This is a genomic window from Kitasatospora sp. NPDC051705 (assembly GCF_044453265.1).
GTDB lineage: Bacteria > Actinomycetota > Actinomycetes > Streptomycetales > Streptomycetaceae > Kitasatospora.
Genome location: NZ_JBITCO010000007.1, coordinates 13,515 through 37,122, shown reverse-complemented (window position 1 = coordinate 37,122; position 23,608 = coordinate 13,515). Strand labels below are relative to the sequence as shown.

22 protein-coding genes are annotated in these 23,608 nt (G+C 75.7%); 8 read left to right on the top strand and 14 right to left on the bottom strand.

Annotation, left to right across the window (positions count from 1 at the left end; translation table 11 throughout):
- The first annotated feature begins 59 nt into the window (after window positions 1-59).
- Both ACIA8Q_RS11435 and ACIA8Q_RS11430 read left to right on the top strand, forming a co-directional pair.
- Complete coding sequence (locus ACIA8Q_RS11435) at window positions 60-566, top strand: hypothetical protein (RefSeq protein ID WP_360206989.1); 507 nt, start codon at window positions 60-62, stop codon at window positions 564-566.
- Between the two features lie 120 nt (window positions 567-686).
- Window positions 687-1,205 carry a hypothetical protein gene (locus tag ACIA8Q_RS11430; RefSeq protein WP_360206986.1) on the top strand — a complete coding sequence of 173 codons (519 nt, stop codon included), beginning with the start codon at window positions 687-689 and terminating at the stop codon, window positions 1,203-1,205.
- 57 nt (window positions 1,206-1,262) lie between these two features.
- Here ACIA8Q_RS11430 and ACIA8Q_RS11425 read toward each other — a convergent pair whose 3' ends face one another.
- Both ACIA8Q_RS11425 and ACIA8Q_RS11420 read right to left on the bottom strand, forming a co-directional pair.
- Complete coding sequence (locus tag ACIA8Q_RS11425) at window positions 1,263-1,643, bottom strand: hypothetical protein (RefSeq protein WP_360206984.1); 381 nt, start codon at window positions 1,641-1,643, stop codon at window positions 1,263-1,265.
- A 158-nt stretch (window positions 1,644-1,801) separates the two neighbouring features.
- Window positions 1,802-2,374 carry a helix-turn-helix domain-containing protein gene (locus ACIA8Q_RS11420; protein ID WP_360206981.1) on the bottom strand — a complete coding sequence of 191 codons (573 nt, stop codon included), beginning with the start codon at window positions 2,372-2,374 and terminating at the stop codon, window positions 1,802-1,804.
- Between the two features lie 131 nt (window positions 2,375-2,505).
- Here ACIA8Q_RS11420 and ACIA8Q_RS11415 point away from each other — a divergent pair, with 131 nt between their 5' ends.
- Window positions 2,506-2,967, top strand: a complete 462-nt coding sequence (locus ACIA8Q_RS11415; protein ID WP_360206978.1) for a nuclear transport factor 2 family protein — start codon at window positions 2,506-2,508, stop codon at window positions 2,965-2,967.
- 159 nt (window positions 2,968-3,126) lie between these two features.
- Here the strand turns inward: ACIA8Q_RS11415 and ACIA8Q_RS11410 are convergent, their stop codons facing one another.
- From ACIA8Q_RS11410 to ACIA8Q_RS11390, 5 genes are all read right to left on the bottom strand, one after another.
- Window positions 3,127-3,825, bottom strand: coding sequence for an SDR family oxidoreductase (locus ACIA8Q_RS11410; protein WP_387903527.1), 699 nt, complete (start codon window positions 3,823-3,825; stop codon window positions 3,127-3,129).
- A 331-nt stretch (window positions 3,826-4,156) separates the two neighbouring features.
- The gene (locus ACIA8Q_RS11405; RefSeq protein WP_396317050.1) at window positions 4,157-4,840 is read right to left on the bottom strand and encodes a hypothetical protein; all 684 of its coding nucleotides are present in this window, start codon (window positions 4,838-4,840) and stop codon (window positions 4,157-4,159) included.
- Window positions 4,841-5,011: 171 nt separating this feature from the next.
- On the bottom strand, window positions 5,012-6,049 hold the full coding sequence (locus tag ACIA8Q_RS11400; protein ID WP_360206970.1) for a MerR family transcriptional regulator: 1,038 nt from the start codon (window positions 6,047-6,049) through the stop codon (window positions 5,012-5,014).
- 452 nt (window positions 6,050-6,501) lie between these two features.
- Window positions 6,502-7,140 (bottom strand): ECF RNA polymerase sigma factor SigK, encoded by a 639-nt coding sequence (gene sigK, locus ACIA8Q_RS11395; protein WP_387903535.1) that lies wholly within the window; start codon window positions 7,138-7,140, stop codon window positions 6,502-6,504.
- 132 nt (window positions 7,141-7,272) lie between these two features.
- Entirely contained in the window at window positions 7,273-7,734 is a 462-nt protein-coding gene (locus tag ACIA8Q_RS11390) for an SRPBCC family protein (protein WP_360206968.1), read from the bottom strand.
- Between the two features lie 327 nt (window positions 7,735-8,061).
- On the opposite strand from ACIA8Q_RS11390, the gene ACIA8Q_RS11385 reads away from it, so the two are divergent.
- The 3 genes from ACIA8Q_RS11385 (at window position 8,062) to ACIA8Q_RS11375 (ending at window position 11,322) form a co-directional block, all read left to right on the top strand.
- The gene (locus ACIA8Q_RS11385) at window positions 8,062-9,384 is read left to right on the top strand and encodes an NAD(P)/FAD-dependent oxidoreductase (protein WP_360206965.1); all 1,323 of its coding nucleotides are present in this window, start codon (window positions 8,062-8,064) and stop codon (window positions 9,382-9,384) included.
- Window positions 9,385-9,407: 23 nt separating this feature from the next.
- Window positions 9,408-10,544, top strand: coding sequence for a spore photoproduct lyase family protein (locus ACIA8Q_RS11380; protein ID WP_396317170.1), 1,137 nt, complete (start codon window positions 9,408-9,410; stop codon window positions 10,542-10,544).
- 145 nt (window positions 10,545-10,689) lie between these two features.
- Window positions 10,690-11,322 carry a carbonic anhydrase gene (locus ACIA8Q_RS11375; RefSeq protein ID WP_360206960.1) on the top strand — a complete coding sequence of 211 codons (633 nt, stop codon included), beginning with the start codon at window positions 10,690-10,692 and terminating at the stop codon, window positions 11,320-11,322.
- A 115-nt stretch (window positions 11,323-11,437) separates the two neighbouring features.
- Here the strand turns inward: ACIA8Q_RS11375 and ACIA8Q_RS11370 are convergent, their stop codons facing one another.
- Entirely contained in the window at window positions 11,438-12,598 is a 1,161-nt protein-coding gene (locus ACIA8Q_RS11370) for a TIR domain-containing protein (protein WP_360207174.1), read from the bottom strand.
- Window positions 12,599-12,878: 280 nt separating this feature from the next.
- Between ACIA8Q_RS11370 and ACIA8Q_RS11365 the strand changes: the two genes are divergently transcribed.
- Entirely contained in the window at window positions 12,879-13,514 is a 636-nt protein-coding gene (locus ACIA8Q_RS11365) for a flavin reductase family protein (protein WP_360206958.1), read from the top strand.
- A 30-nt stretch (window positions 13,515-13,544) separates the two neighbouring features.
- On the opposite strand, the gene ACIA8Q_RS11360 is transcribed toward ACIA8Q_RS11365, so the two are convergent.
- The 3 genes from ACIA8Q_RS11360 to ACIA8Q_RS11350 form a co-directional block, all read right to left on the bottom strand.
- Complete coding sequence (locus ACIA8Q_RS11360) at window positions 13,545-14,132, bottom strand: hypothetical protein (protein WP_360206955.1); 588 nt, start codon at window positions 14,130-14,132, stop codon at window positions 13,545-13,547.
- A 347-nt stretch (window positions 14,133-14,479) separates the two neighbouring features.
- Window positions 14,480-15,340 (bottom strand): aldo/keto reductase, encoded by an 861-nt coding sequence (locus tag ACIA8Q_RS11355; RefSeq protein WP_360206953.1) that lies wholly within the window; start codon window positions 15,338-15,340, stop codon window positions 14,480-14,482.
- Between the two features lie 110 nt (window positions 15,341-15,450).
- Window positions 15,451-16,377 carry an NAD-dependent epimerase/dehydratase family protein gene (locus ACIA8Q_RS11350; protein ID WP_360206950.1) on the bottom strand — a complete coding sequence of 309 codons (927 nt, stop codon included), beginning with the start codon at window positions 16,375-16,377 and terminating at the stop codon, window positions 15,451-15,453.
- A gap of 106 nt (window positions 16,378-16,483) precedes the next feature.
- Here ACIA8Q_RS11350 and ACIA8Q_RS11345 point away from each other — a divergent pair, with 106 nt between their 5' ends.
- Entirely contained in the window at window positions 16,484-17,437 is a 954-nt protein-coding gene (locus ACIA8Q_RS11345; RefSeq protein ID WP_360206948.1) for a LysR family transcriptional regulator, read from the top strand.
- Between the two features lie 141 nt (window positions 17,438-17,578).
- On the opposite strand, the gene ACIA8Q_RS11340 is transcribed toward ACIA8Q_RS11345, so the two are convergent.
- The 3 genes from ACIA8Q_RS11340 to ACIA8Q_RS11330 all read right to left on the bottom strand — a co-directional run bounded on the left by ACIA8Q_RS11340 (window position 17,579) and on the right by ACIA8Q_RS11330 (window position 23,598).
- Window positions 17,579-17,704, bottom strand: coding sequence for a hypothetical protein (locus ACIA8Q_RS11340; RefSeq protein WP_360206946.1), 126 nt, complete (start codon window positions 17,702-17,704; stop codon window positions 17,579-17,581).
- A 243-nt stretch (window positions 17,705-17,947) separates the two neighbouring features.
- Entirely contained in the window at window positions 17,948-19,489 is a 1,542-nt protein-coding gene (locus ACIA8Q_RS11335) for an ArnT family glycosyltransferase (RefSeq protein ID WP_396317049.1), read from the bottom strand.
- 131 nt (window positions 19,490-19,620) lie between these two features.
- Window positions 19,621-23,598: a Pls/PosA family non-ribosomal peptide synthetase gene (locus tag ACIA8Q_RS11330; protein WP_396317048.1), complete on the bottom strand. Its 3,978-nt coding sequence runs from the start codon at window positions 23,596-23,598 to the stop codon at window positions 19,621-19,623.
- Window positions 23,599-23,608: the final 10 nt, after the last annotated feature.

Sequence of the window (23,608 nt, the reverse complement as noted above, 5' to 3'; positions counted from 1 at the left end):
CCCCGGCCGCACCGCCGCCCGGCGACCCTCGGGGCGAACGCCCGTGCCATCCTGTGGCGGTGCTGCTTGCGAGTCATCAGTCCGCCGTCGAGCTGCGGCCCTTGCGCTACCAGTTCTCCGCGACGAGCGGCGATCCCTACGACGACAACTGGCTCGTCATCCAGGGCCAGGTGACGACGCCGTCCGGCCGGTGGTCGTTCCAGGACCCGTCCCTGCTGACCGACGAGTGCCGCGGCCTGTCGCGCTGGCTGCGCGCCGTCGCCGCGGGCAGGGTGGCCGTGACCGTGCCCGACCCGGACGGCGAACCGTCGCCGAGCCTGACCTTCCTGGAACCGAACCTCGCCTTCAGCCTGGCCGGGCGTTCCGGCGGCCGGTCGCTGCTGCACGTCCACCTGTCGCTGGAGGCCGCACCTCCGTGGCAGTGCCAGGACGGGGACGGGAGCGACGACGAGGCCGAGGGCTTCGACCTCTACCGGTTCGCCGTCGAGCTGGACTGCGGCGACGACGCACTGCTGCGGGCGGCCGACGCATGGGACCGGGACCTGTCCCCGTTCCCGTCGCGCTGAGACGCCCCTCGCGCCGGTGCGCGGGAAGTCGACCCGGCCGACTTCCCGCGCGCCGAAGCCCCCGTCCACCTCCGGAAACTCGCTGCAGGACCGGTGGACTTCGCCGCTAGCCTCCCACCGGTGGACTCCCTTCTCGATTCGATGATCTCCTTCGCGGCCACGGGTGAGATCGGCCCGTTCAGGCTCGGCATGCCCGGCGGGGAGGCGGACCTCCTGCTGGGCGGCGGCACCGCCCTGGGCGCCCCGGCGGCGGCACGGCCCGCCGAGGACGGGGACGCCGGCGTCAAGGACGGCAGCCTGGAGGTGTGGGCCGGTCCCGACGGGCTGGTGCACCTGCTCGGCTTCGACGCGGTGGACACCGCGGGCAGGTTCGCAGCCCCCTCCCGCGCCGGCACGGCGGGCCGCGGGGCCACCGGGTCGACCGAAGCGACCGAGGTGATCGAGGCCCCGACCCGCGAGGCGGTGCTCGACGGGCTCCGGCGGACCGGCTGCCGATGGCGGGACGACGACGCCCTGACCTTCGACGACCAGCTCGCCGTCCAGACGCAGGCCGGGGTCTCCGTGGTGTTCAGCCGCCCCCGGCCGCCGGCCGACGGGTGGGTGCTCGCGAGCCTCTACCGCTCCGCCGACCGCAGGTGACCCCCGCGGCCTCCACCCGGCCCGCCTCGTCCACCTCGCCCGCCTCGCCTGCCTCGCTCACCTGGTGAACGTGATCACCAGCGGGTCCGAGTCCGACGCGATGTAGTCGTACGTCTGGTATTCGACGTGGCAGTGGGCGGTGGCGTCGGCCTCGACGGCGAAGTCCTCGATGTTCTCGGCGAGCAGGTCGAGGGCCTCCCGCCCTCCCCGGATCCACAGGACCGGGCCCTCCGTGACGATCGAGGCGCCCTCGCGCTCCGGATCCTCCCGGAACGCGAGCTGCGACAGCGACCTCTCGTAGGGAGAGGGGTTCCCGCTCTCCGCGAGGTCGCAGGTCCCCGCCGCCCCCCGCAACTGCCGCCCGAGCGCCAGGAGCGCCGGGCGCGTCCCGGAGAGTTCGGTCTCCCCGCACTTCCCGTCGTACAGAACCTGCAGCACCACAGCTCCCCCGTCGTCGACGGCCCGCACCACGCGGCACCGGAGATCCACGGACCGGCCACCGCCCGTCCGGCGGGGCCTCGGCCCGAAACGCGCGAGAAGTCGACGGAGCCGACTTCTCGCGCCGCCTTCCCGCACCGCCTTCTCACACCGACAGCTCAGCGCGGGCGCAGCCCGTCGAAGACCACCTCGAAGATCCGCTCGCGGGCCTCCCGGTCCGGGCCGAGCTGCTCCATCGTCGCGCCGACGCCCACCAGCAGGGCGATCAGCTCCGGCAGGCCCAGCTCCGGGCGGACCGCCCCGGCCCGCTGCGCCCCGGCCAGCAGTTCGGCGAGCTGCGCCCGGATCGCCCCGCTCGACTCCCGCAGGGAGGCGTGCGCGTCCACCCCGGCCGCGGCGAGCGCCTGGGTGAACTCGTCCTTGCCCGCGGACTGGTCGATCACCAGGCGGAAGCCGTCGAAGAAGGCCTCGGCGGGCTCGGCACCGGCGGTCAGTTCCGCGGTGCGGGCGGCGATGGTCTCGAGCCGGCGGACCATCACCGCCTCCAGCAGGGCCTCCTTGGTCGGGAAGTGCCGGAAGAGCGTGCCGACGCCGACCCCGGCGGCCCGGGCGATCTCCTCGGTCGGCGTGGCGACGCCACGGGTGGTGAACACCTCCGTGGCGACGTCCAGCAACCTGGCGCGGTTGCGGGCCGCGTCCGCCCGCAGCGGGCGCTCCTGAGCGCCGGTCATGCCGTCCACCCTCTTCCACAGATCGCGACGGTCCGGCGACGCCACCCCTGGACAAGCGGAGTCGCCAGTCCGTATCGTCGAAACGGAGTTGCTAGTCCGATTCCAGCGACGGATCGTACCGGAGGTTGATCATGTCTGAAACGCGGTCACCGCGCGAGGCCTTCCACGCCCTGCTCGACGGCATCACCGCAGGACGGCTCACGGAACTGGGCGGGCTCTACGCCGAGGACACCGTGGTGGAGACCGCCCTCGCCCCCGTCGGGCCACGCCGGTTCGAGGGGCGGGCCACGCTCGAGGCGCGGTTCGCGGAGGTCGCCGCACACTCACCGCTGCAGCTGACCCCGAAGAACGTGCTGGTCCGCGAGACGGACGATCCGGAGGTGGTCGTCGCCGAGTGGGACTACGAGGTGCACAACCGGGTGAGCGGGCAACGCTTCGAGGCCGCCAACGTCCAGGTGCTGCGGGTGCGCGACGGACTGATCGTCCACAGTCGCGACTACCACGACCACCTCACCCTCGCCCTCGCCACGGGCACCCTCCCGGAGCTGGTGGCAGCCCTGGAGGCCGTGCCGCACCCGGCAGCAGGCGAGTGACGGCCGGCCCCACTCCCCCCTCGGCGCCGAATATGTAGACCGATCGACATATTCCTCCCGGGCTCCCAGGGGAACGAGGACCCCAGGGGGCGAGGGCCCGCCAGGAGAGCGGCGCAGGAAGTCGGCCGGTCCGACTTCCTGCGCGCAGCGGACGCGGCGTCAGCCGAGCTGCCCGGTCGGCCGGATGGTGATGTGGTTGATGTCGACGCCCGCGGGCTGGTCGAGGGCGAAGGCGATCGTGTTCGCGATCTGCTCGGGGGTCATCGTCGGCGAGGCGTCGGGGGTGCCGCCGCGCTCGTCCCAGAACGGGGTGTCCACCACCCCGGGGGCGACGACGGTCACGCCGACTCCGTCCTTGCCGACCAGCAGCCGGGTGTTCTCGGCCAGCGCGTGCGCGGCCCACTTGGTGACCGAGTACAGGTTGCCGGGCGTGTTGCGCACCCCGGCGACCGAACCGATGATCACGATCCGGCCCTTGGACTCCCTGAGGTGCGGCAGGGTCTCCCGCACCAGCAGGGCCGGGCCCAGGACGTTGGTGAGGACCATCGCGCGCATGTCCTCGGGCGCGTGGCTCTCCAGGTTGCCGGGCAGCGAGAAGCCGGCGTTGGCGATGACGTTGTCCAGCCGGCCCCACGCGTCCACCACGCGGCGCACGGCGGAGGCGACGTCGTGCTCGTCGCCGGCGTCGCCGGTGATCGTCAGCAGCCGCTCGCCCGCTCCGGCCGAAGCCGCGAAGGCGGCCAGCTTGTCCGCGTCACGTCCGGTGACGGCCACGCGGTGGCCCTGCCCGAGCAGGACGCGGGCGGTGGCCGCACCGATTCCGGTCGAGCCGCCGGTGATCAGCGTGACGGGTTCCATGGGGCGGCCTCCTCGGCGATACGGGTCATCGGGGCTCCCGCAGCGCCCTGGCTGTCCGCGAACGCGCGGTGGCGCGTCACGTCGACGGACTCCCGCCGTCGGCCCCCCGAAACGCCTGCACTATACCCAGCGATCTTCCCGCCGTTCCCGTGAACGGCGGGTCGCCCGGCTACGGCCACGGGTAGCCCAGCCGCCCTCGCCGGGCGGTGGGCAGACGATGGTCAGACGGAGCAGGTCCGGTTCCGTGGCCATCGGCAAGGGATCGCCGAGCCGGCCGCAGCTGTCATGTGAATCCGCGCGGCCTCCACTCCGACCATCCCGGGGCGGACCGTCACTCCTGGGCCGGATATCCGCCCGGATATCCGATCTGGGCGGCGTCCTCCGCCAGGTGGGCAGTGTCCGGTTCCGGGTTCAGCGAGGACACGACGTGCCGGGTGAGAGGGCGCAGGGCGTAGACGTGCCGGACGGCCGCCATGTCGACCGCCACCTCGTAGTACTCCTCAGCGAACCGCTGATACGCCTCGGGCCGACCGTCCAGCAGTACGTCGAACAACCACTCGGCGCTGCCGTCGTCCTCCACGCCCTCCGGCAGGGGCTCGACGGCCCCTGCCCTCCACGCACCGTCTGATCGTTCGCGCCAGAAGCACACCGTCGCCCGCGGTGTCCCGTGGTCGCTGAAGGCGGGCTCCGCGACGTGCGCGCGGAGTGCCTCCGGCACCCCGTCGAACAGGCCCGGCCACGGCGCCGGAGGCGTCACCCGGTACGGGGTCATCGGCGACTCGTGATCGAAACCGCGGGCATAAGCGCCTGCCGGTGAGAAGACGATCGAGTACTCGTTGCCGGAGCCGTCGCGCATCGAGGCCATCTCCTCCGTCGGCGACCAACGGGAGTCGAACGAGAAGTACCGGTCCCCCCACTCCGGGCTCAGGATGGCGTCCAGCATCGCCATGGCACGGGAGCGGTCCCGGACGAGGGAGATCTCGGGCAACTGGCGGATCAGGTCAGAAACAGGCACAGCCACATCAAAGCCGATCCCCCTGACACCGCCCACACCGCCCGCACCGCCCACACCGCCCGCACCGCCGAAGAGTGCACGCCGGTTCGCCGGCCCCACGGCCCGGGCGCCGAGGCTCACCGGCTCCGCTTCGACACGTCAGGAGCCGTCCGGGGCTTGCGGCGGCAGGGGTCAGCGGAGCAGGTTTTGCAGCTGGTCGAGGGCGGTGGGCAGGTCGCGGGGGTGCAGGGCGCCCGGGGGGCGGCGGGGGGCGGTCCAGCCGGGGCCGGCGATGAGGAGGGCGGGGTGTATCCGGGCGCCGTGCGGGCCCCAGCTGGTCTGGGCGACGCGACGGGCCAGCGCCCGGTCGGCGGTGCGGGCGACCTGGGACCACAGCAGCACGGCCGGCGGCCCGGTGCGCCGCACCGCCTCCAGCAGTGCCTCGGGCGGCAGCGCCGGGCCGAACATCCGGAACGGCAGCCCCCGTTCGGCCAGCCCGGCGGCCAGCGCCTCCAGCGGCAGGGCGTGCAGCTCGGTGGGCATGCCGGCGAGCAGGACGGCCGGCCCCTGCGGCGGCTCGGCCCGGTCGGCGGCGCGGCGCAGCGCGGCGGCGACGTGCCAGGACAGCAGGTGCTCGACCTCGACGTAGCGTTCGCCCTCGGTGGCCCACTTGCGGCCGGCGGCGCGCAGCGCGGGCATCATCACGTCCGTCCAGGCGGTGACGGCGCCGAACTCCTCGATGCTGCGGCGCAGGATCCGGGCGAGTTCGGGCGCGTCGAGGCGGACGGCGGCGCGGGCCAGGCCCCGGCACTCGGGTCGTACGGTGCCGACGGGCAGGGTGTGGCCGCCGGGCGCCGTCCCGGTGGCGGGCGTGGGCGTGGCGGACGTGGGCGTGGCGGACGGTGTCGGCCCGGCGGGCGGGGCCGCGACGGCGGGCGGTGCGGGCCGGTCGACGTCGGCGCCGGTATCGACGGCGAGGGCGAGGCGGGCGGCCTCGGCCGGGGTGACGCCACGGGCCGTCAGGCGGCACATCTCCTCCAGCACGGCGACGTCCCGCGGGCTCCACTGCCGGTGGCGCCCGGGGTCCCGGTGGGCCGGGCCGATGCCGTAACGGCGTTCCCAGGAACGGACGGTGGTCGGTGAGACGCCGAGCCGGCGGGCGAGGGCACCGGTGGTCAGGCTGGCCTCGGCCGACGGCCGGCCGACGGAGGCGGAGGCGGGGGCGGACACGTGCGCGAGCCTACGCCGGCCGGGCCGGGCCGGTGCCGGGGCGACGCCCCGGGCAGCGGACCGGTGTCGGGGAGGCGGCCTGCCGACGCGCCGGGCCGCCGACGGCCGGCCCGGAGTCGGCCGCCAGCCGCCCGACCGGCCCGCGGACGGGCCCTCGCCCCGGGCCCGGCCATGCGTGCACCCGCACGGGACAGCGGGAGTGAGCCGGCCGCCGCAGGGGGCCTGCCGACCCGGGGTGCCCGACGGAGACCCGACCCGGTCCGGGCCCTGCCCCGGGACGACCGAGGACAGCGGCGGGGCGAAGGCGAGGACCCGGACGCGCCGGCCGGTGCACGACGCTCGCCGGGCGGGCCGGGGTGGGGGCGGCGGTGGGGTGGGCACGGGCAGTCGCCGGCCGTCCGTGGCACCGGTGACGGACGGGGCTGGGGCCGGGAGCGGTGGTGGGCACGGGTCTACGCCTGGTGGGCGGGGGTGTCGGCGGCGAGTTGGGCGCGCAGGCGCAGCAGGGCGTCGCGGATGCGGGTCTTGACGGTGCCGAGGGGGGCGCCGAGGTCCTGGGCGGCCTGGGCCTGGGTACGGCCGCCGAAGTAGACCAGCAGCAGGCACTCGCGCTGGACGTCGGTGAGGGTGGCCAGGGCGCGGCGCAGGCGTTCGCGTTCCCGGTCGCGTTCGAGGTCGCGTTCGACCTGGTCGGCGACCTCGTCGAAGACGGGGGTGTAGGCGCGCAGGGCGGCGGTGCGGTCGCGGTCGGCGGCGGCCTGGGCGGAGCGGACCCGGTCGACGGCGCGCCGGTGGGCGAGGGTCAGCACCCAGGGCAGGACCTCGCCGCGTTCGGGGCGGTAGCGGGCGGCTTCCCGCCACACCTGCCAGAAGACCTCCTGGGTGACCTCCTCGGCCTGGGCGCGGTCGCGCAGGACCCGCAGGACGAGTCCGAGCACGGCGCCGGCGGTGGCGCCGTACAGCTCCTCGAAGGCCCGTTCGTCGCCGTGGGCGACGCGTGCGGCCAGGGTGCGCAGGGCGGCCCGCCCGCCGTCGCCGGGGGCCTGGTCCGCGGGCGGCCGGGTGGCCGGGCGGTCGATCAGTGCTGTCACGGTGCCGGTTCCTCCACAGTGCGACCGTCGCGTAGTGGAGGTCCGGAGGGCTACTCGCATCGTTTGCGCAGCGTTGTGGCGGGACGCATGGTGGGGCGCCGCGGACCCGGCGGGCCGACGGGCCCCGCGGGGTCACCGCCCCACGGGGTCGCCCGCCGCCGGGTCACCGGCCGCGAGGGCCTGCGGCAGGCGCAGGGCGACCTCGTCGGCGAGGCGCTCGAAGGCGGGGCGCAGGAAGGGTCCGGCGAGGCGGGCGAGGCCGTTCAGGCGCAGGTCGGCGCGGTAGTGGACGACGGTGGACCCGCCGGCGGGCAGGACGGTGATGTCGTCGATGGCGGTGACGGTGGCGTTGTGGCCGATGAACACCAGGCGGTCGGGGTCGCGGCGGGCGAGGCGGTAGTCGAGCCAGGTGGCGCGGCCGCGGAAGCGGGAGACGTTGGTCCAGCGCGATCCGACCGCGATCGGCCCGTCGTCCTGGCGGGTGCAGGAGAGCGTGCCCGGGTCCCACTGCTCGGTGTGGCCGAAGTCGGCGAGGTAGTCGAGGACGTCGGCGGGCCGGCGGTGGACGGTGATGCGGCGTTCGACGGTTGGCATGGCGGGCCTCCCGATGGTGTCCGGCGGACGGTGTCCGGCGCAGCAGGACGGTGCCTGGTGGTTCGGTGCCGCCGCCGGAACGGATGGGAGGGCGCCCCGGGCCGGCCCGGCGAGGAGGGGCGGGACCCGGGCGGGGCGGGACTCGGGCGGGGCGGGGCGGGTCCAATCCACGGCGCCGGGCGGATCCGAAGCACGTTTCGACCGGTGCGCGACGCGGTGCGCGTCCCGGCGGACCGTAGAAGGAACCGCAGCAGGACCCCGGAAGGACCGCAGCAGGACCGCGGACGCGCAGCGCGGCCCGCGGGAGGAACGAGAGGACGGCCCGCCATGGGAACGGGACGGGAGACCGCCGCCGAGGTGATCGTCGTGGGGGCGGGCCCGGCCGGGCTGGCCTGCGCGCTGGACCTGACCGCGGCCGGGCGGGACGTGCTGGTGCTGGAGGCCGGGGACGAGGTCGGCGGCCGGATGCGCACCGACGTGGTGCAGGGGTTCCGGCTGGACCGGGGGTTCCAGGTGTTCAACACCGCCTATCCGCAGGTGCGCCGGCGCGTCGACCTGAAGGCGTTGCGGCTGCACCCGTTCACGCCCGGTTTCCTGCTGGCCGGCGGGCGCGGCCGGTTCCCCGTGGTGGATCCGACCCGGCGCCCGGGCCTGGCGCTGGAGCTGCTGCGCCCGGGCGGGGCGGTGCCGCTGCGTGACGTGCCGGCGCTGGGGCTGCTGGGGCTGCGGGACGCGGTGCTGCCCGCCGGGGTGCTGAAGCGGGCGCCGGACGTGAGCACCGCGCGGGCGCTGCGGGCGGCCGGGGTGTCGCGGCGCACCGTCGAGGGGGTGCTGGGGCCGTTCCTGGCCGGGGTGTTCCTGGAGGAGGGGCTGGAGACGTCGAGCCGGCTGTTCCACCTGGTGTGGCGCAGCATGCTGCGCGGGAGCCTGTGCCTGCCGCAGGAGGGGATCGGTGCGGTGCCGCGGCAGTTGGCGCGGGGGCTGGCGGCGGGGCGGGTGGTGTGCGGGGCGCGGGTGGAGCGGGTGGGGCGGCAGGAGGTGCTGCTGGCGGACGGGTCGGTGCTGCGGGCGGGCGGCGCGGTGGTGGTGGCGACCGGGATGGCGCAGGCGGCGCGGCTGCTGCCGGGGCTGCCGGTACCGGCGGGGCGGGCGGTGACGACGTTCTACCACGTGGCGCCGGTGAGTCCGTTGCGCGAGCCGACGCTGGTGGTGGACGCGGATCGGCGGGTGCTGAACACGGTGGTGCTGTCGGAGGTGGTGCCGCGGTGTTCGCCGGACGGGCGGGCGCTGGTGTCGACCTCGGTGCTGGGGCTGGACGCGGACGAGGGGGCGGCCCGGTCGCGGGCCGGTGAGCTGTACGGGGTGGACACCTCGCGGTGGCGGACGCTGACGGACTACCGGATCGCCGATGCGCTGCCGGCCGGGCCGGCGCCGCTGCCGCTCAGCCGGAGCGCGCGCTGGGCGCCGGGGCAGTACGTGTGCGGGGACCACCGGGCCACCGCCTCGGTCCAGGGGGCGCTGGCCTCGGGCGCGCGGGCGGCCCGGGAGGTGCTCGCGGACCTGGCGGAGCGGGCGCCGGGACCGGCGCGGGCACCGGTCCCGGTGCCGGCACCGGAACGGCGCCCCGGCCCCGGGCGGGACGCGCGGTGACCGACCAGCCCCACCTGCCGGGCATGCCGGGTGTGCCGGGTGTGCCGGCCGCGCCCGGAACCCCTGACTCCGGCGCCCCGACCCCCCGGCCCGCCACCACCACCGCCGCGCTGCTGGACATCCGCGAGATCCACGCCGAGCCGGCGGCCCTGGCCTCGCCGCGCGGACGGCAGGTGCTGGCGCGCTTCCCCGGGGCACGGGTCGTCGAGGTGCCCTCGCACTGGGCGATCCCGCAGCTGCACGGCAACGCGGGCAACGTGCGTCGCTGGGCGCGGATCAAGCGCGAGGTGCTGGTCCTGGGCGTGAAGAAGTCGCTGGCGGCCCGGCCCAACGGCCGCTCGGCGGACTGGATCGCGCCGAGCTCGGCCAACGGCTGCGCGCTGGCCTGCGCCTACTGCTACGTGCCCCGGCGCAAGGGCTACGCCAACCCGATCACGGTGTTCACCAACATCGACCGGATCATCGGCTACCTGGGCGGGCACGTCGCCCGCCAGGGCCGCAAGAGCGTGCCCGACCAGCGCGACCCGCTGGCGTGGGTGTACGACATCGGGGAGAACAACGACTGCTCGGTGGACGCCCTGGTGTGCGACAACACCGCCGACCTGGTCGCCGCGTTCCGGCAGTGGCCCACCGCCAAGGCGTCCTTCGCGACCAAGTGGGTCAACCGGGACCTGCTGGAGCTGGACCCGCGCGGGCGCACCCGGATCCGTTTCTCCGTCATGCCGCCGGCCGACGCCCGGCTGCTGGACGTCCGCACCAGCCCGGTGCCCGAGCGGGTGCGCGCCGCCGACGACTTCCTGGCCGCCGGGTACGAGGTGCACTTCAACCTCTCCCCCGTCGTGCTGCGCCCCGGCTGGCAGGCCGACTGGGCCGAGCTCCTGCGGCGGATGGACGACGTGCTGGGGCCCGCGGTCAAGGCGCAGGCGGCCGCCGAGGTGATCATGCTGACCCACAACCAGGACCTGCACGAGGTCAACCTCGGCTGGCATCCCAAGGCGGAGCAGGTGCTGTGGCGTCCGGCGCTGCAGGAGCCCAAGCTCTCCGGCAACGGCGCCTGGAACGTGCGCTACCGGGCCCGGACCAAGGCCGCCGCGCTGGCCGAGCTCGGGGTGCTGATCGAGCGCCACGCCCCCTGGCTGCGGGTGCGCTACGCCTTCTGAGCCCGCGCCCAGCCCCCGGGGCCGCGGACGACATCGGCCATCGGCCATCGGCCATCGGACGGCAGCGGACACCGGACGGCAGCGGACGAACGCCGGACGGACCCCCCTGGTGCGGTCCCCACCAGCGCCGATCTAGGGTGCTGGCATGATCTCCTCACCGATATCCGGCCCCGACCAGGCGCTGCGGGTCCTGCTGGAGGGCAACGCCCGGTTCGTCGCGGGCAGCCCGGAGCACCCCAACCAGGACGCCGGGCGCAGGGCCGCCCTCGCTCCGGCACAGCGGCCCTTCGCCGTGCTGTTCGGCTGTTCCGACTCGCGTCTGGCGGCCGAGATCATCTTCGACCGGGGGCTGGGCGACCTGTTCGTGGTCCGTACCGCCGGGCACGTCACCGGGGCGGAGGCGCTGGGCAGCATCGAGTACGGCGTGAGCGTGCTGGAGTGCCCGCTGGTGGTCGTGCTGGGGCACGACTCCTGCGGTGCGGTGGCCGCGGCGCGGGACTCGCTCGACCAGGGGCGCCTGCCGGGCGGCTTCGTGCGCGACGTGGTGGAGCGGGTGACCCCGAGCGTGCTGGCGGCCAGGGCGGCGGGCATCGAGGACCCGGACGCGATCGTGGACGAGCACATCCGCCAGACCGTGGACCTGCTGCTGGAGCGCTCCCAGGTGCTCGCCTCCAAGGTGGCGGCGGGCGAGGCGGCCGTGGTGGGGCTGTCCTACCGGCTGCACGACGGCCAGGCCCGTACGGTGGCCGCCCGCGGCCCGGTCGGCGACCCCGACTGATCACCCACCCGACCGACCCGACCGTCCACCACGACCCGACCGGACCCGGACCGGACCGGACACGACCCGACCGGACCCGGACCGGACCCCCTGCCGCCGCCCGGGCGGTGGGGGGTCAGTCCTGGCGCAGGTCGCGCACCAGCCGGCTGACCGCCTCGCTGAGCGTGAGCGGGTTGGCGGCCGTGGAGAAGTCGGGGATGTGGTAGGCCCGGATGGTGCGGGCGAGGTCGTGTCCGGCGTCGGCGTCGAAGAGTTCCCAGTCGAGCAGGCGCTCGTGCGCGACGATGCGGATCGGGAAGAGCTTGCGGGTGCCGCTCTCGCGTTCCGCGCGCACCGCGCGGCCGATCTCGGTGGCCACCCAGTTGCTGGCCATGCTCGCCTCGGACAGCACGAGGATCATCCGGCCGCGCCGCTGGATCTCCTCGGTGATCTGTTCCAGGACGGTGCGCCCGCCGCGGATGTCGTGCGGGGCGAACCAGGTGTCCACCCCGTTGGCCTCCAGCATCCGGTGCAGCTGGGCGGCGAACGCCTCGTCCCGTGACGAGTAGCTGATGAAGGCGCTCGGCCGGTCGGGCCCGGCCAGGTCGGGCACGCTGTCGCGGTGGGCGCGGACCATGTCCGGGTCGGCACCCACCGCGGTGAAGAAGCGGTCCAGGCCGGCGAGGTCGGTGCGCAGCTCCCGCACGGCCTCCTGGTCGCCGAGCTGTTCCCGGGCCAGCTCCAGCGCCTGGTGGTTGAGTTGGAAGGAGTCGGCGACGGTGCGTTCGTCGACCCGGCAGAGACCGTTGACCACCACCGGGTCGAGCGTGGAGGCGAGGAACTTCGAGCCGGCGAAGACCCCGAGGCCGAAGTGGGCGCCCTCGAAGATCGCGCCGACGAAGGTGACGCGGTGGAAGGTGGCCTGGAGGAAGAACGCGTCGTGGTAGTTGCCCTCGAACGTCCCGCCGTCGAAGACCGCGCGGAAGAAGTCGGCGGTGCCGAACGCGGCCTTCTTCAGGTCGCAGTCGAGGAACCGCGCCTCGATGAACCGGGCGTACAGGGCGTTGATCCGGCGGAAGCGGCAGCGCCGGAAGATGCACCGGGAGAGGTCGCCGAAGGCGAGGACGCAGTTGTCGAACGCGCAGTCGACGAAGACGGCGTCGGAGAGGTCCTCGCGGCCGAGCCGCAGGCCGGTGAACTCGCGGCCGGTGAACTCGCGGACGCCGGAGGCGTATTCGTCGAGGAAGGCGCGCGTGGCCGCCGTCTCGGCGGCGGACGGCTGGTCGGTGTGGGTCATGGTCACGGCCCCGGTCGGTGCGGCGGCTGGTCGGGCTGTCTGACGGGCCGAACATAGCACCGCCGCAGGGCCGTTCAGGCCGGTACGGCGAACCCCGCACCCCGTCGGACGCGCCTGCGGACCCGGCCCGGGGCCCCGGCCCGAACGCCGCCGCCCGAACACCGTCACCCGAGCCCCGTGGCCCGAACGCCGTGTCCGATCTCCGCCAGCGCCACGCGGCGCGGGCGGGCAGAGTCGGTCCCGGTCAACGTTCCACGACGACGGGCAAGGACGGCATCACGTGCACAAGGTCACCGACCTCAAGGTCCTCTACTTCGGCACCCCGGTGGTGCTGATCGGTTCGCGCAACGAGGACGGGAGCGCCAACCTGGCGCCGATGTCCTCGGCGTGGTGGCTCGGGCAGTCCTGCGTCCTGGGCCTGGGCAACAGCTCGCAGACCTCGCAGAACCTGCGGCGCGAGGGCGAGTGCGTGCTCAACCTGCCCTCCTCCGTACTGGTCGACGCGGTGGACCGGCTCGCGCTGCTGACCGCCAACCCGCACATCACCGAGTACCGGCAGCGCCAGGGCTACCGCCACGAGCGGCGCAAGTTCGCCGCCGCCGGGCTCACCGAGCAGGCGTCCGAGCTGGTGCGCGCGCCGCGCGTGGCCGAGTGCCCCGTCCAGCTGGAGTGCCGGCTGGAGGCGGCCGTCCCGTTGGCCGGCAACCCGGGGTGCACCGCCTTCGAGGTGACCGTCGTGCGGGCGCACGTCGAGGAGTCCCTGATCGTCCCCGGCACCGACCACTACGTCGACCCGCTGGGCTGGGACCCGCTGATCATGAAGTTCTGCGAGTTCTTCGGCGAGGGGCAGCGCCTGTCGCCGTCCCGCCTGGCCGAGGGCTGGCGGATGCCCGGCCGTCTGCCCGCACGCGTGTGAGAACGGGGCCGCCCGCCGGGACGGCCCCCGTCAGGCGCGTTCCCCGCAGGAGTCGCAGATGCGGGTGGCGGGCAGCTCCAGGAAGCAGGAGGGGCAGATCGCCGGCGGCCGCGGCGGGGCGGCGGCGGCCGCCTTGCGCTCCACGGACGCCTTCAGGCGCGGGGCCAGCGCGGGCGTGCCGCCGTCGGCGGGCAGCGTCGCGCCGAAGTGCCGGTAGCAGGCGAGCCGGGCGGCGGCGGCGTGGTACTCGCGGTCCAGTTCCCCGGCCACCGGGGGCTCCCCCGCGACGGCCAGCACCTCCTGGTAGCCGGCCCCGACCATGCCGTCGGTGGAGTGCACCACCAGCGCCGTCAGCGGCGGGTCGCCGCGCCGGTGCGCCTCGCGCACCACCAGGGCCAGCACCTTGCCGATCCAGTTGCGCTGGTGGACCCGGGTGCGGACCCCGGCGGCCTGCTGCACCTCCTCGGCGAGCTCGGCGTAGGTGATCACCGCGTGGTAGCGGCCCGCCACGTCCACCAGGGCCGGGTAGGCGGCCCTGGTCCAGGCCACCTGCGCCTGGGTGGCGCTGACCGCCGCCCCGTCCGCGACCCGCCAGTAGCCGCGCTGCTGCTCGTCCATCCCCGCCCCTGAAAGCTCGTCCGCCGCCCCCACCGGGAGCGAGGCTACCCCGCCCCGGACGGCCCCGGGCGCGCGGGGCGGGACCGGGCATCCGGGGCGCGACCGGGCATCCGCGACGGGCGACGGCCGGGCGTCCGGGAGTGGCGACGGCCGGGGCTTGACTTCAAGCCCGGTTGACGTCGTCGAATGGGTCCCGACCGCGCCGTACGGGCACCGCGGTCGATGCCCCGCCCGTACGGACCCGTCCGGTCCCGGGGCCGCCTGGATTCCGATCGTGCCGCAGGCGGCCCCGGGCCGGCAGGGCCCGCCGGAGCCCCGAACGCGACCGCGGGGCCCCGCGCGCGGCGTCAGCCCGATTCCGGCCGCAGGGCGGCCAGTTCGGCCGACGACAGGGTGAGGGCGGCCGCCGCGGCCGAGTCGCGCACGGAGGCGGGCCGGCGTGCGCCCGGGATCGGGACGACGACGGGCGACTGCGCCAGGTGCCAGGCCAGGCAGACCTGTTGCGGGCTGACGCCGCGCTCGCGCGCCAGGGCGTGGAAGGGCGTGTCGGGTGCCGGCGCGGGGCCGCCGGGGTCGTCGACGGCGCTGGGCGAGATCCCGCCGAGCGGGCTCCACGGCAGGAAGGCCAGGCCGAGCCCGGTGCACAGGTCGAGGGTGTCCCGGGTGGCGGAGTGGGCCGGGGAGAAACGGTTCTGCACCGAGACCAGGCGCGGGCCGAGGATCTCCCGGGCGATGCGGATCTGCTCGGTGTCCACGTTGGAGAGGCCGACCATCCGGATCGTGCCGGCGTCGGCGAGGTCGCGCAGCGCGCCGACCGAGTCGGCGAAGGGGACGGCCGGGTCGGGCTTGTGCAGCTGGTAGAGGCCGATGGCGGCCACGCCGAGCCGGGCGGCCGAGGCCTCGGCGGCGCGGCGCAGGTGGCGCGGGTCGCCGTCGACCGTCCAGGTGCCGTCGCCGGGGCGGCCCCGGCCGCCCTTGGTCGCGACCAGGACCTCGTCGGCGCCGCGGGTGCCGCCGTAGGAGGCCAGGGCGCGGGCGATCAGCCGTTCGTTGTGGCCGAGTTCGCCGGCGTGCCAGTGGTAGGAGTCGGCGGTGTCGATCAGCCGCACGCCCGCGTCGAGGGCGGCGTGGACGACGGCGACGGCCTGCTCCTCGCCCGGGCGGCCCTCGACGGACAGCGGCATCGCGCCGAGGCCGATGGCGCCCACCGCGACTGCCCCGATGCTCCGGACCACCGGACCGGCGGGACCGGCAGGAACGGCGGGAGCGCCGGGACCGGCGCAGCCGGCGGGAACCGCGGGGGCGTCAGGGGTGCGCGTCATGCCCGGGCCTCCCGGACGGCCTGGGGCAGCCAGTCGGCGACCGGGGAGAAGCGGAAGCCCAGGCCGGCGGCGCGGGTGGTGTCCATGGCGTAGCAGCGGTCGAAGGAGAACGGCGAGAACAGTGCGTCCGTCTCCGCGTCCACCGCCACGTCCACCGCCACGTCCGCGGCGGCGACCGGCTCGGTGCGGGTGCCGAGTTCGCGGGCGATGGCGGCGGACAACTCGTGGGCGTCGAGCGGGCCGTGGGAGGCGGCGTTGACCGGGCCGGTGAAGTCGGCGGTCGCGGTGAAGGCCAGGAAGCGGGCGATCTCGGGGGCGTGGACGAAGGAGGCGGGCTGGGGTGCGGGGTGGACGGCCACCGGCAGGCCGGCTTCGATGCGCCGGACGTAGTGGGCGAGGCGGCCGGTGAAGTCGGCGCCGCCGAGGACGTGCGCGGTGCGGACGAGGGCGGTGTCGAAGGGGGCCTGCCGGGTGAGCAGGGCTTCGGCCTGGCGTTTGCCCTCGCCGTAGTGGTCGGCGATGAACTGCTGCTCGTGCCAGGGAAGTTCGAGGTCGATCTGCTGGGTGGCGGGGTCGACGGCCGATTCGGTCAGGGCCGGGCCGCCGGGCCGGCCGGTCTCGGCGTAGACCTCGACGGTGGAGGTGAGGACGTAGCGGCGGGTGCGGTCGGCGAAGACCCGGGTGGCGATGGCGGCCTGGCGGGGCGTGTAGCAGACCTGGTCGACGACGGTGTCGAAGTGCCGGTCGGCGAGGGCGGTGTGCAGGGCCCGTTCGTCGTCGCGGTCGGCGAGCAGGTGGGTCACGCCGGGGGGCGGGGGTGTGGAGCCCCGGTTGACGACGGTCACCGTGGCGCCGCCGTCGCGTAGTTCCTCGATCAGTCGGCGTCCGAAGTGGCGGCTTCCGCCGATCACGCACACGTCCATTTGCGGTGGCCCCTTTCGGCCCGTCCTGTGGTGTCGGGGTTCAGCCTGCTGGACGGCGGTCACCAGCGGTAGTATCGATCGGATTGGCTCGTCGTTAGGGAAACTGTTGATCGATGTCCAGCGGTTGGCCGTGCTGCGTGAGGTGGCCCGGCACGGGAGTTTCAACCGGGCGGCGGTGGCGCTGCGGTGTACGGCCTCGGCGGTCTCGCAGCAGGTCGCGGCGTTGGAGCGCGGTCTGGGCGCGGCGGTGGTGGTGCGCTCCACGCGCGGGGTGGTGCTGACGGAGTCGGGGCGGCTGCTGGTGGAGGCGGCGGAGGCGATCGCCGCCGAACTGGCTGACACCCGGCAGCGGTTGGAGCGGCTGGCGGCCGGTCAGACGGTGCTGACGGTGGCCACGTTCGCCAGTGCGGGGCGGCGGCTGCTGCCGGCGGCGCTGGCCGGTTTCGTCGCCGATCATCCGGAGGTGGAGGTGACGGTGCTGGAGGAGGAGCCGGAGGAGAGCCTGCCGGGGGTGCGCGAGGGGCGTGCCGACCTCGCGTTGGCCTATCACTTCGACGACGCCCCGGCGCCGGGGCGGCCCGGGGACCGTTCGGGGCTGGAGTGGACGCCGCTGGGCGAGGACCCGCTGCGGGTGGTGCTGCCGCGCCGCCATCCGGTGGCGGTGCGCTACCGGGCGCGGCCCGAGCCGCTGCGGCTGGCCGAACTCGCCGATCAGCGCTGGATCCTGGGGTGCCGCAAGTCCGCGGTGCAGCTGGCGCGGTACGCCGAGTCGGCGGGTGTGGGGCTGCGGATCTCGTGCACGGCGACGGACTACGGGTTCGCGCAGGCGCTGGTGCACGCCGGGGTGGGCATCGCGCTGATCCCGGAGATCGGTCTGAGCGGGGACGGGGAGCTGGTCGCGCTGCCGCTGGCCCCGCCGGGCCCGTGCCGTCACCTGGGGCTGGTGCTGTCGCGCCGGCGGCGGGGCCCGTCGGCGGTGCTGGCCGAGGAGTTGGCGGCGCGGCTGACCGGCGGCGTGCCGGTGGACGGGGGGCCGGTGGGCGGCGGCCCGGTGCGGTAGCGTGTGGGGCGAACGGAGGGGCCCCCGACCACTGCGACTGGTCGGGGGCCCTTCGTGTGCGGGCGGGTGGACGGACCGGGCCCTGCGCGCCCGGCGGTTCACCGGGGCCCGCCCGGCGGTTCACCGGGGCCCTGCCGGGCCCTACTTCACCGCCGCCACCACCACTGCGGCCACGGTCGCCAGCGCCGTGATGACCCCGGCGTTGCGCCGCAGCCACCGTCCGATCAGCTCCGACCTCCGTGTCCGGGGCGGCTCGTCGCCTTCCACTCGGTCTCCTCCCGTCTCCGTACGACGCCCGGGCCGGTCGGCCCGGGCCGGGTTCAGAGGAGGGGGAGGAACACCGCACCCGTGGGGGGCGACGGACAGAAACCTACACGGCGGCGGTGGCGAAACTGCCATCCGGATGCGGGAGAGGACCGGCCAACTGACGATCCGCCCAGGTGACTTGGCCGACGGTCTCGGAGGATTCACCCGTTCGTCCCTCGCGCACACCGGACCGGCGCGGGCGCATCAGTACTGCCGCAGCTGCGGCCACAGCTCGTTCCAGGGCCGCGGGGCCGGGTCGCACAGGACGACGGCGGCGTGCTGCTCCAGGTTGTCGACGCCGTGCCCGTTGTCGACCCTGGCGACGGTGCGGCAGCCGGTGAACGGGGCCTCCAGCGCGGGATGCCCGGCGGGGTGGACGAGCAGGACGGGGCCGGTGGCGTCCGCCGGCGGCGGGCCCCAGTCGGCGAGGCTCATGTGGCCGGAGTAGGGGGTCGGCAGGCCGAGGGCGGGGCCGTAGTGGGCGAGGGCGCCGGCCTCGCCGTAGTTGGAGGTGAGCAGGACGGCGTGGGCGCGCCGGTCGGGTGGCAGGTCGTGCCAGGCGGTGGCGGTGGCGGCGGTGAGTTCGGGCCAGCCGACCTGTTCGCCCTGGTCGGGGTCGACGGCGTTGGGCAGGGCGAGGGCGCCGGCGGGCAGCAGGGGCAGGGTGGCGAGGGCGCTGACGGCGGTGGCCGCGGCCAGGGTGCGGGCCAGTGCGCGGGCGCTGCGGCGGGTGCGGGCGAGGACGGGTTCGCAGCCGGCGGCGGTGAGGACGAGCAGCAGCGGCAGCGGGTAGTACGGCTTGCCGCCGCCGACGATGACCATCGCGCACAGCACCGGGTAGGCGGTGGCCAGCGGGCGGGCGTGGCGCAGCGCGTCGTCGTGGCGCAGGGCGCGCCAGCCGGCGAGGGCGACGGGTAGCAGGAACGGGGAGAACTGGAGGGCCTGGAGGGGCAGGAGGAGCCATCGGCCGGCCCAGCCGTTCTGTGCGGCGAGTTCGTGGGCGACCTTCAGTTCGGGGAGGCCGTGGATGGCCTGCCACCACAGGGTGGGGGCGGCGATGAGCAGGGCCAGGGCGGTGCCGAGCAGGGCCCAGGCGGCGCCGGGCGGGGTCCGGGTCGTGGGGGTGGGGGCGTGGGGCGGGGTGCGGTGGCGGTGGATCCGGTGGCGGTGTTCCCGGAGCAGGGCGGCGGCCAGGGCGGCGAGCAGGGGCAGGACGAGTTGCTTGTTGAGCAGGGTGGTGCCGACGGCGGCGCCCAGGGCGGGCCACCAGCGGGGGTCGCGGGTGCGCAGCAGGCGCAGTGCGGTGAGCAGGACGGCGAGTTCGGCGGTGAGGTCGAAGGTGCTGGTGGAGAGCAGGTGGCCGACGGCCAGGGTGTAGCCGCTGGCGGCACAGCAGGCGGCGGCGAGGGTCTGGGCGCGGCGGTGGGCGCCGAGTTCGCGGGCGGTGAGGGCGGTGAGGGTGACGGTGGCGGCGCTGAGCAGGGCGGAGGGGGTGCGCAGGGCGGTGGGGCCGTCGCCGAGGAGGGCGGTGGCGCGGGCGAGGATCGGGGTGAGGGGTGGTTGGTCGGTGTAGCCCCAGGCCGGGTGGTGGCCGGCGAGGAGGAAGTAGAGCTCGTCGCGGTGGAAGCCGTAGCGTCCGGAGAGGGCGATGAGCAGCGCGGCGAGCGCGCCGGCGATCGCGAGGACGGGCCGAACCGCGAACGGCGGCAGGCCGGTTGGCGTTCCACTCCCCCGTGTGGTGTCCATCCGGGCAGTGTGGCACCGGTGGGGTGCGGTGGCGGTGGCGCGGGCGGGGGTTTCCGGGGGAGGTCGGGGTCGGGCGGTCGCCGGGCCGGCCCGGGGGCGGGGCGGGCCGGCCGGGGCGGGGGATTTTCGTATCAGAGGGTGGCGGGGCGGCGGCGTCGGCGGCCGGGGGGCGGGGTGGGGTCGGTGTTCCAGGCGGCGACGGGGTTGCCGAGCCAGCGGGTGGCGCCGGGGACGTTCTCGCCGCGCATGACCAGGGAGGCGGGGCCGACGGTGGAGCCGGCGCCGAGGGTGGAGTTGAGCAGGACGACGGAGTGCGGGCCGGTGGTGGAGCCGGGGCCGAGGTGGACGGGGCCCAGGCGCATGACGCGGTCGTGGAAGAGGTGGGTCTGCAGGACGGTGCCGCGGTTGACGCTGGCGCCGGCTCCGACGGTGACGAGGTCGCTCTCGGGCAGCCAGTGGGTCTCGCACCAGACGCCGCGGCCGATGCGGGCGCCGAGGGTGCGCAGCCAGGCGTTGAGGTAGGGGGTGCCGGTGAGGCTGTGGCCGCCGAAGGGCATGGCGAGTTCCTCGACGAAGGTGTCGTAGAGCTCGTTGCGCCACACGAAGGGGGACCACAGGGGGTGTTCGGCGGCGCGGAAGCGTCCGACGAGCAGCCATTTGGCGGCGGTGGTGAGCAGGCAGGCGGTGAGGGCGGCGGCGGCCAGGACGAGGCCGCCGGTGGCGAGGGCCAGGGGCAGGCCGTAGGCGTCGCGCAGTTCCTGGAGGGTGGCGAGGACGAGGTCGCCGAGGAGGGCGGCGAGGATGACGGGCAGCAGGCGGCAGAGTTCGACGCCGGCGCGGGCGGCGATGAGGCGGCGGGAGGGGTCGTAGGTGCGGGTGTCGGTGCCGGTGTCGGCGACGCGGGGCAGGGCGAAGGCGGGGCGGCCGAGCCAGGAGGAGCCTTCGGGGGCGTGGGCGGGGGTGTCGGACAGGACGCCGACGAGGGAGTTGTCGGGCAGGGTGCGGCCGGGGGCGACGATGCCGGAGTTGCCGACGAAGGAGCGGCGTCCGATGTGGGAGGGGCCCAGGTGCAGCCAGCCGGCGCGTAGTTCGTAGGGGGCGACGAGGGTGTCGTCGGCGAGGAAGGCGCCGTCGTCGACGCGCATCAGGGCGGGCAGGGCCAGGACGGTGGAGGCCTCGACGCGTCGGCCGACCTTGGCGCCGAGCAGGCGCAGCCAGGTGGGGGTGAGGAGGCTGGCGTAGAGGGGGAAGAGGGTGCGGCGGGCGGTGTCGCCGAGGCGGGTGACGGCCCAGGCGCAGTAGGCGGTGCGGCCGTGGGCGGGGTGGAAGCCGGGGCGCAGCGGGCGGGAGTGGAGGCGGACGAGCAGGGCGGTCAGGGCGGCGTGGCAGAGCAGGGTGAGGGCGGCCAGGGGGATGGTGGCGGGCAGGAGGTGGAGGAGGGCGTCGGTGAGGGTGCGCTCGGTGTCGATCATGGGGTAGACGACGGCGAGGGCGGGCAGGGCGGCGAGGAGGGGGAGCAGGCCGAAGAGGGTGAGGCCGAGGGTGTGGGCGAGGTTCCAGGTGCGGGAGCGGGTGGTGGTGGGGGCGGGCCAGGGGGTGGGGGTGTGGGGGGCGGGGCGGGCCGGGGAGCCGTGCCAGTGTTCGCCGGCGGGGACGGTGGCGGTGACGCAGGAGCCGGCGGCGATGTCGGCGTGGGCTCCGACGCGGGCGCCGGGCATGAGGGTGGCGCGGTGGCCGATGCGGGCGCCTTCGCCGATGTCGACGCGGCCGAGGTGGAGGGTGTCGCCGTCGAGCCACCAGCCGGCGAGGTCGGCTTCGGGTTCGATGGTGGCGCCGGCGCCCAGGCGGGCGAGGCCGGTGACGGGGGGCAGGGTGTGCAGCAGGACGCCGGGGCCGACGCGGCAGCCGAGGGCGCGGGCGTAGCGGGGGGCCCAGGGGGTGCCGGTGAGGGCGGCGACGCCGAGCAGGGTGGTGACGCGTTCGGCGGCCCACAGGCGTAGGTGGGTGGGGCCGCCGCGGGGGTGGCTGCCGGGGCGTAGGCCGGCGGTGAGCAGGCGGGCGGCGCCGGCGGCGAGGAGGGTGCGGCCGGGGGCGCTGTAGAAGAGGAGGAGGCCGGCGGCGACGGGCCACCAGGAGCTGTGGGGGGCCCAGGCGAGGTGGTTGCCGGTGAGGTTGTCGAGGGCGACGAGGACGAGGGTCCAGCGCAGGCCGGCGAGGGTGAAGACGCCGAGCAGGACGAGGGTCTGCCACAGGCCCGCGCTGGTGGGGGTGCGGCGTACCGGGCGGGCGGGGCCGGGGGCGGCGGTGGGGCCGGGGGTGGGGTCGGGGTCTCCGGTGAGGGTGTCGAGGTAGTCGGCGAGGTCGCCGAGGACGGGGTGGGCGTAGAGGTCGGCGACGGAGACGCCGGGGTGGGTGGTGCGCAGGTCGGAGGCGAGGCGGGCGGCGGTGAGGCTGGAGCCGCCGAGGGCGAAGAAGTCGTCGTCGGTGGTGGGGGTGGTGCCGAGGAGTCGTTCCCAGTGGCGGGCGAGTCGCCCGGCGGTGCCGTCGGTGGGGGTGGGGCGGTCGTCGGGGGTGTGCTGGGGGGCGGTGGTGGTCAGCGGCCAGGGCAGGGCGGTGCGGTCGACCTTGCCGGAGGTGCGGGTGGGCAGGGAGTCGACGAGGGCGAGGACGGGCACGAGCGGGGCGGGGAGGCGTTCCAGCAGGTGGCGGCGGGCGTCGGTGAGGTCGGGGGTGGTGCCGGGGTGGGGGACGAGGTAGCCGACGAGCAGGTCGGTGCCGGCGGGGGTGGTGCGGACGGCGGCGGCTGCGGCCCGTACGCCGGGCAGGGCCTGGAGGGCGGCGTCGATCTCGCCGAGTTCGATGCGTCGGCCGGCGAGTTTGACCTGGTCGTCGGCGCGGCCGAGGAAGACCAGGCCTTCGGGGTCGTTGCGCACGAGGTCGCCGCTGCGGTAGACGCGGGTGCTGCCCAGGGCGGGGTGGGCGGTGAACTTCTCGGCGTCCTTGGCGGGGTCGAGGTAGCGGGCGGTGCCGGCGCCGGCGATGAGGAGTTCGCCGGTGCCGTACCAGGGGACGGGGTGGCCGGCGGGGTCGACGACGGCGATCTCCCAGCCGTCCAGGGGGGCGCCGATGCGCACCGGGCGGCCGGGGAGCAGGCGGGCGGCGGTGGCGACGACGGTGGTCTCGGTGGGGCCGTAGGTGTTCCAGAACTCGCGCTCGGGTGTGGCGAGGCGTTCGACGAGTTCGGCGGGGCAGGCCTCGCCGCCGACGATGATCAGGCGGACGGCTTCCAGGCATTCCTGCGGCCACAGGGCGAGCAGGGTGGGGACGGTGGAGACGGCGGTGATGCGGCGGCTGACCAGCCAGGGGCCGAGGTCGGTGCCGGCTTTGACGAGGGCGCGGGGGGCGGGGACGAGGCAGGCGCCGTGGCGCCAGGCCAGCCACATCTCCTCGCAGGAGGCGTCGAAGGCGACGGAGAGGCCGGCCAGGACGCGGTCGCCGGGGCCGAGCGGTCGGCGGCGCAGGAAGAGGCGGGCCTCGGCGTCGACGAAGGCGGCGGCGGAGCGGTGGGTGACGGCGACGCCCTTGGGGCGGCCGGTGGTGCCGGAGGTGAAGATGATCCAGGCGTCGTCGGCCGGGCCGGGCCAGGCGGGGCGGCCTCCGGGTTGGGGGCCGGGGCCGGCGTACAGGTGCCGTTCGGCGCCCAGGACGGCGCAGACCCCGGCGTCCTGCCAGATCATCGCGGCGCGTTCGTCGGGGTCGTCGGCGTCGACGGGGACGTAGGCGGCGCCGCAGCGCAGGACGGCGAGGACGGCGACGTAGAGGTCGGCGGTGCCCGAGGGGATGCGCACGCCGACCCGGTCGCCGGTGCCGATGCCGTGGCCGGCCAGGACGCCGGCGAGGGTGTCGACCTCGTGCAGCAGGGTGCGGTAGTCGAGGACGGCGGTGCCGGTGTCCAGGGCGGGTGCGTGGGGGTGGGTCCGGGCGGTGGCGTCGACGATGTCGAGCAGGCTGCGCGGGTGGGCGGGCGGGGCCACCGGCCAGCCGGCGGCGGGGGCGGGGTGGGGGTGGTGCAGGGTGCCCGGGCCGACCGTGTCCTGGCGTGCGTCCATGGGGTGGTGT